Genomic DNA, 15,154 nt, shown 5'->3' on the forward strand with positions numbered 1-15,154 from the left:
TGCGCACGTTCTTCGCGTCCAGGCGTCATTTACCTCTTATCGTCAGCTTCATTGCTGTGCCCGTCGCTTAACTCTGGGCCCCGCCGATACCTCCAGATACATCCTGGGCGGGGATAGACCGATGGGAGTTAACTCCACTCCTGCAACCAGCCTAACGGGCAAAAAATGCGCCGTCGTCCCACTAGGCTCTCTGGGTAAAGTGGACTCTATGATTGGCGAATGCCATGCAGCAATAAAAGAGGAAAGTCCTGCTTTCTGCGCAAACCCACACCACGCTTGCGTTAGACGGTCTTTCCCGCCTTTTTTTGTCGAAAAGTGAGACAGCCCATGTTGCAGAAAAAAGTCAATCTGGGACGACGTTTATTCGCGCGCCGTTAAAAATAGTTCAACAGACAACAAGAATTCACATGCCAGGACAGGATGTTCCCCGGTAACGGTCAATTGCCATATTAATAACGCATAACAATCAGGGCGTATGTAGTGATAAAGATACGAGCGGCACTCCTGCTGAGTGCGTTGATGCTCACGCAAGGCTGTCAGTCCGTATTTACATCTTATGGGGCGGGCAATGTCAGCCGCGTGATCAATCCGGCCAGTTACCAATGTGATGGAGGTCAAATCCTCAATGCCGGGGTGGTAGAGCCCCAGGTGCGCGATTGCGCTGCGCCCACCCGCCTGTATCCCCAGTTGGTGTCCCCTGCTGCCGACCGACCCACTATGACCCACCGTTGGTGGGGTTCGGTGGCCTTTCACGGCGAAATGACCACCGGTAATACCGCTCAGGCGGGTTACATTACACCGGACCCCATCACCGCGCGGATCAGCGAGCGCGGTGCGCGCCTCCTCGGTATTCCCAGCGGCTTACGCACTGGCGACAAAGAATATGCTTACCGCATTCCCGAACCTTATCGCGAGGTCTTCGACGGCATGGCGGTGGGTAACTCGGCGGGCAATCAACTCCAGGCGTATCTCAAAGATTTCAGCGATGGCTCGGTGACCGTGCAGTGGCGCAGCGACGCCACACCGGTGATGGAAGCCACCTTTGTCCACGGCTCACCTTACGTGTACTTCACCGCGCTGGACGGTGAACTTATCCTGCGGACCCATGCCGCCAACGGCGATCAGAAGGGCATCTTCCACCGTGGCGAAAACACCCTGGGGCTCTGGACCGACGTGGCGGGCAACCGCCACTATTTTCTGCTGGTGGGTGATGAGAGCACCCGTTTCAGTGGTGTGGCGGGTAACGAAATCCGGGCTGGCCACGGCAAGCAGTTGACCGTTGCGCTCCTGCCGTTGAGCAAGGGCACGCCGGACGAGGCCATGATCAGGACGTTTACGGATCACGGCCGGCAACGGGTGGATGAAGTGCGCATCGACTATGCCGTCAATCGCCGCAATAACCAGGTTACCGTGACACATCAGTACCGCTTTAATGGAGATTCGGTCACTACATTGGCAGGGATGCTGCCCCTCCATTGGAAAAACTCCACCCAGACCGCTACCGATTACCAGGTACGCAGCGCACGCGGCCTGACCCGCTTTGCTGCCACCGACCAGTTCAGCTACACCCTGCCTTTTGTGGGGGTGCTGCCCTTCTTCCCTGCCGGAATCGGCGATTACGATCCGGCGCAATTGCGCGCATTGATTACCGGGTTTGTTAATCAGGGGCCGGCACAATGGAATACCCACAAGGACACCTACTGGACCGGAAAGATGCTCGGCCGAGCCGCAGAGCTGGCTGCTATCGCCCGCGATCACGACATGGTGGCGGAGGCAGACCAACTGATCGACTGGCTAAAGCGGGAGATGGAAGACTGGTTTCGCGCGGACACCAGCGGCGAGCTGGATAGCAGTAAATACTTTGTGTATGACCAGGACTGGAACACCCTGCTGGGCTTTAACGAATCCTTCTTTGCGCACCAGCAGTTGAATGACCACCATTTCCACTACGGTTATTTTGTCCGCGCCGCCGCCGAGGTATGCCGCGTGGAGCCTGACTGGTGCAGCGCCAGGCAATATGGCCCGATGGTGGAATTGCTGATCCGCGACTACGCGGCCGGGCGCGACGATCCCCTGTTTCCCTACCTGCGCAACTTCGACCCCGCTTATGGCTTTTCCTGGGCCTCGGGCAACGCCAACTTTGTGCTCGGCAACAACAACGAATCCACATCCGAGGCGGCTAACGCTTACGGGGCTATCATTCTTTACGGCTTGATAACCGGGCAGCAAGCGCTGGTAGATCGCGGCATTTACTTGCATGCCTCATCGACCGCGACCTACTGGGAATATTGGAACAATATTGATCGTCACACCGGCAAGGGGGCGGACTACGACAACTTCCCGCCGGAATATACCAAGCCCACCACCTCGATTATCTGGGGCAACGGCCATGTGTTCACCACCTGGTTCAGTGAGGCTTACGCCCACATCCTGGGCATCCAGGGCTTGCCGTTGAGTCCGCTGGTGCTGCATATCGGGCAGCACGCGGATTACCTGAAAGATTACGTGACCCTGGGGTTGTCCGAGTCGAGCAACGGCAAGCCGTCCGGGTTGCCTGCCAACCAGTGGCCGGATGTCTGGTGGAATATCTGGGCCATGACGGACGGCGCCGCTGCAGCCGCTGACTTCGCCAGCCGGGCCTTTGACTATCACCCGGAAGATGGCGAAACCAAGGCCCATACCTACCACTGGATTCACACTTACAAACAGTTGGGTCATGTGGCTACCGGCACCGATGAACTAACGGCATCGAGTCCGACGGCGGTGGCCTTTGATAAAGACGGCTTGATGACCTACATCGCCTACAACGTCCACTGCGCACCCACGCAAGTCACCTTTTCCGATGGCATGGTATTGACCGTGCCCGGCAACAGTTTTCGGATCAAAACCAGTGATCAGGCTCCGGACTCAGCGCCTGCCCCCGCAACCTGTGCGGTATCAGGTCAATGACATGTTTATTAAAAAGCGTTTGGTGAGAGGAAAACCATGAGCATTCGTCCCCTTTATATCGTCTCTGTCTTGCTGATTTGTTCGCCGCTGCTGTTTTTATGGCATTACACCAGCTCAAATTCCCAGGGCACTGTCATTAAATTCTGGAATGGCAATAAAACCAGCTCCCGCCAGGCCTACGAGCGCGATGTATTGCACGCGGCGCTGGAGGTTACCCGCAAGGGCTACGGCGAAATCCCGGTGGTGGAGGATGTGACCGATTATCCCGACCCGGCGGATGAAGCAGCGATATTTCGCACCAAGGGTTTCGATGTCTTCGGTACGGTGGCGGGCAATCCCAAGCTGGCCAAGGAGGACAAGATCCTGATTCCCCATCCCATGATGAAAGGCTTGCTGGGTTATCGCCTGTTGATCATCCGCACCGCTGATCGCGATACCTTTGCCGGCATCCGCACCGCCGAACAATTGCAACAGCAGCGCTTGGGTATTCCCTTCGGCTGGGCCGATGCGGCGCTGTTCCGCCATAACAAATATCCCGTGGTAGAGGAAGGCACCTTTGATGATCTGTTCACTCGCCTGCGCGACAAGCAATTTGATTATGTTTCGTTCGGTGCAAACGAAGTAGAGGGTGTTTATCAGGAGCGGGCCGCCATTCCCGAGGGTTTGCAAACCGATGAACAACTTTTGCTCTACTACCCTTTCCCGCTGGTGTTTTACGTCAACCCGGAAAACAAAGAGCTGGCGCGGCGCATTGATCAGGGAATGCAAATCATTATTAAAAATGGCGAGCTGGATAAAATTTTTCAGCGTCACTACGGCAATCTGGCGGAGCGTTTACAGTTAAAAAATCGCCAACTCATTACCTTGGAAAATCCGCTGTTGCCGGACGCACTGGCTGACTACGAATCCGATCTGTTGAGCGATTAGTTTTTGTCTTCGTGACAGTAAGGGCCGCCTGCATTATCAGGTTGCATGCCACGGCGTGGTGCACGATTTCTGTACAGTGCAAATGAAAACAATTGGTGCGCGATGTTAAAAAACGTTTTGCTTTTGCCTCGTCATTGCGCAGAGAAATTTCACACCTGTAACGCGCTGATAGTGCTGTCCCTGAAAAAGAAAATAACGGGAATTAATGCTGAAAAAGGCGAAAAAAATTTATCTTTACACTTCCCACTTTTATTTTGGCGCAGGTTTGTGACTATTTTAAGTTATTGATTATTAAGAAAAAATCTGTTTTCCCACTTTAAAAAAGTAAAAGTGAGATAGTTCATGTTGGTATTAGCCGCCAAAGTGGGACGACGCTGCTGGCAGGGAGTGGAAACATCGCCTAGCGTTAGAGTGGGGTTGGTTTAGTTAACGTCTAATAAACAACCAACACGCAATAACTTTACTCAGTAGTAACTCGGTTGTTATGGATTGTTAAATAAAAAAATCGCCTCTATTCCCAAAGGCGTCCATACCTCTGCAACCAAGGTTCCCTTCTCGTAGGGGTGTGCGGCAGTACCGGGTAAATAATTCCAGACGAATAAGAAACCGGAGAATTTCATGAACAAAAAAACAGTAGGCTTCAAGAAGAAACTTATTGCGACGGCAGTGGCTTCTTATGCCCTTGTGGGGCTAAGTGGTACCACTATCGCGCAAGAAAGCGGCGAGATGGTTGAAGAAATCGTCGTTACCGGTATTCGGGGTAGTTTGCAGCGTTCTATGGATATCAAACGCGGATCGCAAGGTGTGGTAGATGCGATCTCCGCTGAAGATATCGGTAAATTCCCTGATACCAACCTGGCAGAATCCCTCCAACGTATTACCGGTGTGTCGATTGACCGTAGCAATGGTGAAGGCTCCAAAGTCACCGTGCGTGGTTTCGGCCCCGACTATAACCTGGTGACTTTGAACGGTCGCCAGATGCCCGGTACCACTATCGAAGCAACCAGCGTATCGGGTTCGCGCTCCTTTGACTTCTCTAACCTGGCGTCTGAAGGCATCAGCGGCGTTGAAGTGTTTAAAACGGTTCGCGCCGAAAATCCGGCCGGTGGTGTGGGTGCGACCATTAACATCAAGACTGCGCGCCCATTGGATAATCCTGGCCAGCAGTTCTCTGCGGGCGTCAAAGGTGTTTACGACGATTCAGCAGAAGATCCGTCATTGACGCCGGAAATTTCCGGTATCTATAGCAACACCTTTGCCGATGACACCTTCGGTGTTGGCTTGTCCATGAGCTACCAGGAGCGTGAAGGTGGTAACGCCAATGCACAAATCGGTACCGGTTGGCGTTATTTCCCGGCTGGCTCTGATGGCTGGGGTGCAATCACCAACCTGCAAGACACTAACTTCCATACCAATCCCCCAAGCCCAGCGGTTATGGATGGTGAGGAAGTTGTTGTTCCTGCTGATGTTTACGGTGTGCCGCAACAAGCGGGTTACAACTTCAACGAATACGAGCGCAAGCGTCTGAACGGACAGTTGGTACTGCAGTTTGCACCAACCGAAAATATTACTTCTACTCTGGATTACACCTATTCCAAGAAAGAAGAGTCTTCTAAATTCTCTGATGTAGGCGCCTGGTTTAACTTCGGTGGAAACCGTCGGACCTCCTGGACCGATAACGGTGATGGCGTAGTCGAAGTACCGTTGATGTACGAAGAGTTTGGTTTGACTGGGGACAGAGGCGCTGACTTAACCTTCGGTGCCGGCTTTAACTCCAGCGTTAATGAGAATGAGTCTATCGGTTTGAATGTTGAGTGGTCAGTAACAGATCGTTTAACGCTTGAATTTGATATTCACAGCTCAGATGCTGAATCCAAACCAGACAGCGAATACGGTAACAGCAACGTAATCACCACGTCTGCGTTTGTTCGCGATAGCTCTGCTGTTTATCTTGGTTCAGATCTGCCGGTGCTGAATGTTGGTATTTTGAATAGTGATGGTGGTAATACCGCGCGTCTCGAAGACCTCCAGATTACCGGTAGTTCTTTCCGCAACGCACGCATGCTGCACGAAATCGATCAATTCCAGTTCAAAGGTAACTTTGAATTCGTTGACAGCCTGAGCCTTGATTTCGGCGTGTCTCGGATCGAGCAAACCAACCGCTCCACCTTTGCAAACAACCAGCGTGATACTTGGGGTGGGCTGGGTGATGAAGGTGACGTACCGCTCGATGGCTACAAAGTTTCAGACATTGCCAGCTACTTCGACAATGTCAGTGGTAATGGCCATGATCAATTGCTGGGTCAGCGTTTCGTCGCTGATTTCAATAAAGTGGTCGAATATGCTGCAGCTAACCTGGATGATGGCGGTGGTTTTGCTAACTGCTCCAACGGTAGCACTTACTACTGTATGAACCCCACGCCTGATGATGTTCGTTTAATTGAAGAAGACTCCACCAGTGCCTGGGTTCAATTGAATGCAGAATACGATATCGGTATCCCGGTACGTGGTGCATTGGGCATTCGTTGGGAAGACACAGAAACTCGTTCTTTCGCAACACCCATTGAGTTGCAATATACCGGTGAAGTTGTGTGGATTGGCGGTAACGAGATGTATCTGCTCGCTGCTGACGATTACGAAGTTACGCCGGTCAAGCAAGGTGAGGGTGGCTACGACTACTTCCTGCCAAGTATTGACCTGGCATTCGACGTGACCGATGACGTGGTGGTTCGCACATCTTATGGTCGCAGCCTTGGTCGTCCGCTGTGGAATCAGATGAGCGCCCTGTCTATTGGTCGTGGTGTTGCACCTCAATCCATGTTCCCCGGTAGTGCAGGTGGTAGTGGTACACGTGGCGATGTGAATCTGAAGCCGATTATCTCCGATAACTTCGACTTGTCTGTGGAGTGGTACTACGACGAAGCTAGCTATGTGTCGGTCGGTTACTACAGAAAAGATGTTAAGAATTTTATCGGTACAACTGTATCGCCGGAAGTGATCTTTAATGCGCCGGACCCATCGCAAGGTAGCCGTCGTGACGCAGCTGTTGCTGCTGATCCTAACAATCAGTGGAGTACTGCTGCCGTTAAGGACTACATCGTTGCCAACACACCTGATGGCGACCCTAGTGTAGACCTGACCAAAAACCCGGCGTGGGTATATGGTGTGGAAGGTGATCCAGATGTGATCTTCAACATCACAGAGTTCCTGAATGAGCAGGAAGCGACCTTTGATGGTTGGGAATTTGCTGTTCAGCATAACTTCTGGGATACCGGTTTTGGTGTTGTTGCTAATTACACCATCACTGATTCCGATACCGAATATGACGACGGCAATATCGTCGATCCGCAATTTGCATTGACCGGTTTGAGCGACAGCGCCAACTTTATCGCCTTCTATGAAAAGAATGGTATACAAGTGCGCTTGAGCTACAACTGGCGTGATGACTACCTGAATGGAACCGCTGATGGCACAGGTGCTAACCCGACTTATGTTGAGAATTATCAACAAATCGACCTCAATGCCAGCTACGACATCAATGATAACTTCACGATATTCTTTGAGGGTATCAACATTACGGATGAATATCGTCGTACCTACGGTCGTCATGACCTGTACACCACCGGTGTTTACACCAGCGGTCCACGCTACAACATCGGTGCGCGTTATACCTTCTAACGTGTAGTTGATGTACAGGGATGCCTTTCAGGCTCGAAAAAGCCGCTGAATATTCAGCGGCTTTTTTTTACCGTGCCAAGGCATAACTTTAATCAGAATAAATTCAAACGCTTGCGTAAATAAGCGCCTATCCTTAGTAAAAAGCGATTCGCAGGCAGGAAGAGTTGTATGGGTAAGCCAGTAACATCGATTGTCATTGTCGGAGGCGGCACCGCCGGTTGGCTGACGGCGGGTACTCTGGCAGCTGCGCATGCCCAGGGGCGTGGGCGGAATGTATCGATTACGCTGGTTGAGTCGCCCACCGTAAATATTCTCGGGGTCGGTGAAGGTACCTGGCCTTCAATGCGCGATACCTTAAAAACCATGGGCATTGCAGAGGCAGGTTTTATTCGCTGCTGTGATGCAAGTTTTAAACAGGGTTCCCGCTTTGTCGGATGGCAGTCGGGCAAGCGGGAATCCTACTACCATCCCTTTACCTTGCCGGAAGCCTGGGGTGAAATGAACCTGGCGCGAATCTGGCCCGCATTCCGTGATCAGGTCGCTTTTGCAGAAGCCGTGTGTCCGCAGAGCCTGGTATGTGACAGCCAACTGGCGCCCAAAGAAGCGAGCACGCCGGAATACGATTATCTGCTGAATTATGGGTATCACCTGGACGCGGGAAAGTTTGCTGCTTTTCTTAAGCAGCACTGCTGTGATGTCTTGGGTGTGCGCTATATTTCAGCGGATGTAGCCGCCGTGGAGTCGGATAGCGAAGGGTTTATTACCGCATTGAAAACCCGGGAAGCCGGTGATATCAGTGGCGATTTATTTGTCGATTGTTCCGGCTTCGCGGCCTTGTTGCTGGGGCAGCATTATGGTGTTCCCTTTGTAAATAAACGTGACATCCTGTTTAACAATACGGCGCTCGCCGTTCAGGTTCCGTATAAAGATAATGCAAGCCCGATAAAAAGTTACACGCAGTCGACGGCGCAGTCCTCTGGCTGGATATGGGATATCGGTTTGCAGAGCCGTCGCGGAATAGGTCACGTTTATTCCTCACGTTTTACCAGCGACGCCGATGCCGAACGAGAGCTGATGGCCTACCTGCAAGCCACCGATAGTCCGGCAGCGCAAACCGATATTCGCAAGATCTCTTTCGCACCGGGTCATCGGGAAAAGTTTTGGGTAAAAAATTGTGTTGCCGTTGGCGTATCAGCGGGTTTCATCGAACCTTTGGAAGCCTCTGCGCTGGTGATGATCGAGCTGGCGGCTAAAATGCTGGCGGAACAAATGCCGGCAACTCTCGAGATGATGTTACCCTTGGCGAAGCGCTATAACGATAAATTCAGCTACCATTGGCAGCGTGTAATTGAGTTTCTGAAACTCCACTATGTACTATCATCAAGAACGGACTCCGCTTACTGGCAGGAAAATAAAAATCCGGCGAGCATACCGGACAGCCTGCAAGACTTATTGTGTCTATGGCGTTATCAGCCGCCTTGGGCATACGATTGCCCGCAGCGTGAAGAATTGTTTTCCTCGGCAAGTTTTCAGTATGTGCTGTATGGTATGGACTTCTCGCAGGACCTTGTCGCCGGGTACCAAAAACCTGGCCAGAAAGAACTGCATCTGGCACAGCAATACTTTGAGAAAAATGCCCGGCAAACGCGTCGCTTGCTTGGCCGGTTGCCAGGGCATCGCGAGCTGTTGATGCATCTCTCGAAGATGAACCAGCCGGTTGATTCGATTAAACAACACATAAATTAAGATGATCTCCTATGAAGAATATTGAACTGGTTAATAGCGTCAAACATAAGAACACCCGTGTTATTACCCGCAAAGATGAAGCCTTGGGCGATGGCGTTATGCTGACGAACACCTTCCCCATGGAATTTCATTTTATTCAGGCGCACTACCCGATCCTGTTTCAAAAAAGTAAAGAAAACGATGGCTATAACGCCGTGGCGTTATTTGGGTTTGAAGAAGGGGAAAATCTCTTTCTGAGTGAGCGGGGCTGGGATGCAAGCTATATTCCCTTGATGATGCAGCGACATCCTTTCCTTATCGGTTTTCAGCGCAATCCTGCCGGTAGCGAAGCCGAGAAAAACCGTGTTATGCATATCAACATGGACAGTCCGCGAGTCAGCGAGATTGAAGGCGAGCGACTGTTCCTTGAGCAAGGCGGCAACAGCGAGTACCTGGAGTACATGGCGTCCTTATTGGAGACTATCCATGTCTGGAATGAACAGGGTAAAGGGTTTGATAAGGTGTTGCTTGAGCACAACCTGCTGGAGCCGGTTACGTTTGATATTACTCTGACCACGGGCCGGCAGGCACAGCTTTTGGGTTTTTATACCATCAATCAAGATGTGCTGAATAAATTGAGTGGCGACGTGCTGGGCAAGTTAAATGAGCAGGGTTATCTCTTGCCTATTTATATGGCTGTTGCCTCGATTGCCAACATGAATAAACTGATTAAATTGAAAAGCCAACGGGAAGCTGAATAGAACCTATGACTGATGGTTCAAACACAGTAAAAGCCATTGAGGGTTGCAGTCCTCAACAGATTCCGGATTGGATTTTTCAATCCCGGGAACCGCTGCTGTTAAAAGGCATTGTAGCTGATTGGCCTATAGTCAAAAAAGCGCAGCAATCGGATCGCCAGGTCAGTGAATATTTGCGTGGTTTCTACAGCGGCAGGCCGGTCACTTATTACTATGGCGAGCCGGAGATACAAGGAAAAATATTCTTTAATAAAGACTATAGCGGATTTAATTTCCAGCGCTCTGAAGCCAACCTGAACAATGTCCTGGCGTTGCTTGAGCAGCACCATGATCAACCTGATGCGCCGATGTTTTATATTGGTTCTACCCGTGTCGATGAATGGCTGCCGGGCTTTCGCGCGGAAAATGACCTCGGGTTAAATCATATTGATCCACTGGTCAGTATCTGGTTGGGCAATCGAAGCGTTATCGCGGCGCATTATGATTGCCCCGATAACATTGCGTGTAATGTGGTGGGTAAACGGACCTTCACGTTATTTCCACCCGAACAACTGGAAAACCTGTACGTGGGGCCGCTGGACATTACGCCATCAGGGCGAGCTATCAGCATGGTTGATCTGTTGCAACCGGACTTCGAAAAATACCCGCGTTTTAAACAGGCGTTGGCCGCCAGTGTGGTGGCAGAACTTGATGCCGGGGATGCGGTTTACATCCCGAGTATGTGGTGGCATCACGTGCAAGCGCACACCAGTTTGAATGTGTTGGTTAATTACTGGTGGCGTAATGTGCCGGATTACATGGGCAATCCCGAAAATGTGTTGCATCACGCATTGCTCGGGTTGCGCGGTTTACCCAAAGAACAACGGGATATCTGGAAAAAAATGTTTGATTACTACGTGTTTGATGAACCAGAAACGGTCAGTCAACATTTACCCCCGCAAATCAAGGGGATTCTGGCACCCACAGATGAGCTGGTCGCTCGCAAAATAAGATCCCATCTGGCGGCGCTTTTGAAGCGATAGTGCCATCTGCCCAATAAATAATGTAACGACGACAGGTGTAGCCTTGAAAGAATTAGCCTTGAAAAAAGTGGTAATAGCCGGTGGTGGTACTGCCGGATGGATCTCTGCTGCCTTACTGGCAAAATCCTTTGGCAAAAGCATTGATTTAACGCTGATTGAATCCGATGCAATCCCTACTGTGGGCGTGGGTGAAGCCACTATTCCGCCCATCATCAATCTCCACAAGGTGTTGGAGTTGAGCGAAAAAGAATTTATGGCGCGCGTAAATGGCACCTTCAAGCTGGGTATTTCATTTGAAAACTGGCGCGATGTGGGCAAAAACTATGTGCACTCGTTTGGTTTTGCCGGCAAAAGCAATTGGGCAGCAGGCTTCCAGCACTTTTGGCTGGCGGGACAAAAGCGCGGCATAGATGCGACGGAATACGGCAACTATTGTGCTGAACATCTGGCGTGCCGCAAAGAAAAATTCGCTGTCATGCCCAAGAATGGCGTCAACTACGCTTACCATCTTGATGCTGGTTTATATGCGAAATTCCTGCGCGAGGTGAGCGAAAAATTCGGTGCGACGCGCAAGGAAGGCAAGATAACCGGCGTTAATCTTCATCCCGATACCGGCTATATAGAATCACTATCGCTGGAATCCGGAGAGACGGTAGAAGGCGATATCTTTATTGATTGCAGTGGTTTTCGTGGCTTGTTAATCGGCGATGCACTAAAAACCGAATACGAAGATTGGTCCCATTGGTTGCCGTGCAACAGTGCTATTGCTGTCCAGACTGAAACCGTACGTCCACCCTTGCCCTACACGCGCTCTATTGCGCGCGAGTTTGGCTGGCAGTGGCGAATTCCTTTGCAAAGCCGTGTGGGTAATGGTCTGGTATTTTCCAGTGACTATGGCTCCGACGAGGACGCAAAGCAATTATTGGTAAAGAATCTGGAAGGAAAACTGTTGAACGACCCGCGCGTCATTAAATTTACCACCGGAACGCGCAAGCAGCATTGGACAAAAAACTGTGTGGCGGTCGGTTTGTCGAGCGGATTCCTTGAACCCCTTGAATCTACCAGTATTCATCTGATTCAAAAAAGCATCACCCGGTTTATTCAATTGTTTCCTTACGACGGTATCAAACAATCAGAAGTCGACGAGTTCAATCGCCAGACGCGCGAAGAAGTCCAGAATATCCGCGATTTCATTATTCTCCACTATCATGTCACCGACCGTGAAGACACGCCTTTCTGGCGCTATTGCAAGTATATGGATGTACCCGAGTCACTGACTCATCGCATTCGGCTTTTCCGTGAAACCGGCAAAGTGTTCAAAAAAGAAATGGATCTGTTCGCCGAGGAATCCTGGGTCCAGGTCATGCTGGGCCAGGGCGTCACACCGGAAACCTATCACCCGGTTGTTGATTCCATGACGGATGATGCCCTGCGCGATTTCCTGATGGAGTTGAAGCAGTCTACCGAGCAAAAGGTGGAGCGGCTGCCTGCGCACCATGAATTTATTGATTATTATTGCAAATCAAAAGTGATGTAATGCAACCTCTGGTTCCTGATGTGCAATACGCTGCGTTCAGCGTGGAAACCCAAGACGCGTTTGTCGTGGGTCACGAGCAGACACGCGTGCTTGTTATTGATAACTTCGCAGGTGATGTTGCATCAATTAAACGTGCAGCTTGCGATGTTACGAATTACGCCGAGGACGGCAAAACCGGGTATCCCGGTATTCGCACAGCATTGCCAGTAGCATATGTTGATGCGGTGATGGCTGCGGTCACGCCGTTGCTTTATAAACACTATGTCATTCCCGAAGCGCTGAATCCTCATGTGGAGCTCGCTTATTATTCGTTGTTGACTACACCGGCGCGAGAGCTAAACCCGTTGCAGCGATTACCTCACTTTGACACGCACAATCCACATTACTATGCCGTACTGCACTACCTTAATGAGGGCGACTTCGGCGGCACAGGTTTTTTTCGCCATCGTCCGACCGGATTTGAACGTATTACCAATGATCGTATCGACATTTATAAACAGTCCGCCTCTGCCTTTATGGCAGTCAGAGGTTTGCCGGAAGAAAAATATATCAATGGCAGTACAAACCATTACGAGCTGATTACCGGTGTAGCTTATAAAGCCAACCGGCTGGTGATTTATCCCGGTAATTTGCTTCACAGCGGATTGGTGACTGAAGCGGTGGACGTTTGCAGCGACCCGGAACATGGCCGATTAACGGCGAATATCTTTATCGATTTTCACTGATTACGGCAGAAGATTTTCAATACTCAACCAGGGCACCAATTATGGCCGAATTATTATTCTACGAAAAACCCGTTCCGCTTGATAAAGAAAAACACCGTGGGTTGACCTATAAAAAATCAGACAGTTATCCCTTTGCGTCCAAAGTCAACACGGTACCCGTGTCTGGTCCGGAATTTTTTCCTTGCAGTCGCAGTCACCCGGTGATGTTCGCAGAAACGGGTAACGGTGGCTTTTTACCCGTTGCGCTGTTGTCGCTGACAACCCAAAGCCATCAATTGGGTGATCATTGGGAGGGAGCTTATATTCCTTCTTTTGTTAAACGCTATCCCTTTGCGTTGGCGGAAAACAAAGGCGTGGTGATGATTGATGAAACCGCACCGCATTTTAATGCGGCTGGCGGTGAGCATTTATTTGACGATGCCGGTGAGCCTACGCCCTTACTGCTGGATACCCTGAAGTATCTTGATACCCTGGATCAAGCCCACCGGATGACACTGGATTATACCCGCGCATTAAAGGTAAAAGGTTTATTAAGCCGCTCGCAAGCCGTTGTGCAGCTGGCAGATAAAGAAGTCAAGCTCGACAGCTTTTTTGTTGTGAACGAAAAGGAATTTCACGAGGCGCTGACAGAAGAGGAAATCGTCGACTGGTTTTATAAAGGCTGGACGGCATGGACTTATGCCCATATTCATTCTATCGGTTCGGTGAATGAAATCTTAAAACGCATGGCCAAGGCAATGAGATAACCCGCTATGCTGGTGCCAGTGTGGAACGAGATCGCCGATGAAGCGCTTCGCGAGAAAATACGGGCGGGGCAACAGCCTGTTATATTGCGTAACCTGGTAGGAAACTGGCCTCTGGTGCAAGCCGGTTTGCAGGGAATGGCGGCGTTGTCCGAATACCTGCTGCAATTCGACCAGGGAAAAGCCTTTCAGGCGATGATCGCGCCCGTGTCCGCAAAAGGCCGATTATTTTACAAGGCAGATATGAGCGGCTTTAACTTTGATCGCATGAACGGCGAACTTCGCGAAGCCTTGAATATTTTAGCGGCGTTGTCGACCAGGGCCCCGTGTCCCGGTTTTTACATTGGCTCCAAAGTCGTGCCGGAATATCTGCCGGGATTGGAAGCTGAAACGCGCATGGATTTTCTGGATGGTACCATTGAGCCAACAATCTGGATCGGCAATGCCGTCACGGTGGCAACCCACAACGATGATTCAGAAAATATTGCATGCGTGGCAGCCGGGCGTCGCCGATTCACATTGTTTCCACCCGATCAGGAAGCCAACCTGTACATGGGGCCGGCGGATATGACACCCGCTGGCCGGCCCATCAGTCTGGTGGATTTGCATTCGCCGGATTTTGAGAAGTTTCCTTTGTTTCACCACGCCCTTGAGCAGGTGCAAGTAGCGGAATTGGGGCCAGGCGACGCGCTGTATATACCCACCCATTGGTGGCATCACGTTGAAGCGCTGGAGCCAATCAACGTGCTGGTAAATTTCTGGTGGAAAGGCGATCCGCCTGAACTGTCTAATTAATAACCTCGTTATAACGAAACGAAAAATACGGACCCGAATACTTTACCTCTTATAACTGTTCACCATTCCCATTGTGCGATCAAGGTGGTAAGTATTGATATCCAGCGTTTCCCACTTTGATGAAAATGGCTGGCACGTGATAAAAATTTGCTGCCTCACTACGCAAGCGCGCGACGTAACTGCCCAACTCTGCCTCTATTCGCTCATCTTGCTTATATCCATTGGTTTGACTGTTCCAGTCAACAAGCACGCAACCGTTGCACAGGTTGTTTAAAAGCCAGTGGTAGGGTTGGTT

At 50.8% G+C, this 15,154-nt stretch carries 10 protein-coding genes; all 10 read left to right on the top strand.

Annotation, left to right across the window (positions count from 1 at the left end):
* Window positions 1–480: 480 nt before the first annotated feature.
* The 10 genes from ACSV5M_RS09490 to ACSV5M_RS09535 all read left to right on the top strand — a co-directional run bounded on the left by ACSV5M_RS09490 (window position 481) and on the right by ACSV5M_RS09535 (window position 14,859).
* Window positions 481–2,949: a glycosyl hydrolase gene (locus ACSV5M_RS09490; RefSeq protein WP_439175789.1), complete on the top strand. Its 2,469-nt coding sequence runs from the start codon at window positions 481–483 to the stop codon at window positions 2,947–2,949.
* 36 nt (window positions 2,950–2,985) lie between these two features.
* Window positions 2,986–3,876, top strand: coding sequence for a hypothetical protein (locus ACSV5M_RS09495; RefSeq protein WP_439175791.1), 891 nt, complete (start codon window positions 2,986–2,988; stop codon window positions 3,874–3,876).
* Window positions 3,877–4,494: 618 nt separating this feature from the next.
* Window positions 4,495–7,554 (top strand): TonB-dependent receptor, encoded by a 3,060-nt coding sequence (locus ACSV5M_RS09500; RefSeq protein ID WP_439175792.1) that lies wholly within the window; start codon window positions 4,495–4,497, stop codon window positions 7,552–7,554.
* Between the two features lie 168 nt (window positions 7,555–7,722).
* Window positions 7,723–9,300, top strand: coding sequence for a tryptophan halogenase family protein (locus ACSV5M_RS09505; RefSeq protein WP_439175793.1), 1,578 nt, complete (start codon window positions 7,723–7,725; stop codon window positions 9,298–9,300).
* An 11-nt stretch (window positions 9,301–9,311) separates the two neighbouring features.
* Window positions 9,312–10,040, top strand: a complete 729-nt coding sequence (locus ACSV5M_RS09510; RefSeq protein ID WP_439175795.1) for a SapC family protein — start codon at window positions 9,312–9,314, stop codon at window positions 10,038–10,040.
* Window positions 10,041–10,045: 5 nt separating this feature from the next.
* On the top strand, window positions 10,046–11,059 hold the full coding sequence (locus ACSV5M_RS09515) for a cupin-like domain-containing protein (protein ID WP_439175797.1): 1,014 nt from the start codon (window positions 10,046–10,048) through the stop codon (window positions 11,057–11,059).
* 43 nt (window positions 11,060–11,102) lie between these two features.
* Window positions 11,103–12,596, top strand: a complete 1,494-nt coding sequence (locus ACSV5M_RS09520) for a tryptophan halogenase family protein (protein ID WP_439175799.1) — start codon at window positions 11,103–11,105, stop codon at window positions 12,594–12,596.
* Complete coding sequence (locus tag ACSV5M_RS09525) at window positions 12,596–13,321, top strand: DUF6445 family protein (protein WP_439175800.1); 726 nt, start codon at window positions 12,596–12,598, stop codon at window positions 13,319–13,321. The genes ACSV5M_RS09520 and ACSV5M_RS09525 overlap by 1 nt, the downstream gene beginning before the upstream one ends.
* A gap of 41 nt (window positions 13,322–13,362) precedes the next feature.
* The gene (locus ACSV5M_RS09530) at window positions 13,363–14,067 is read left to right on the top strand and encodes a SapC family protein (RefSeq protein ID WP_439175802.1); all 705 of its coding nucleotides are present in this window, start codon (window positions 13,363–13,365) and stop codon (window positions 14,065–14,067) included.
* Window positions 14,068–14,073: 6 nt separating this feature from the next.
* Window positions 14,074–14,859 (top strand): cupin-like domain-containing protein, encoded by a 786-nt coding sequence (locus ACSV5M_RS09535; protein WP_439175804.1) that lies wholly within the window; start codon window positions 14,074–14,076, stop codon window positions 14,857–14,859.
* The last annotated feature ends 295 nt before the right edge of the window (window positions 14,860–15,154 follow it).

It is taken from the genome of Cellvibrio sp. ARAG 10.3, from assembly GCF_051846955.1.
Lineage (GTDB): Bacteria > Pseudomonadota > Gammaproteobacteria > Pseudomonadales > Cellvibrionaceae > Cellvibrio.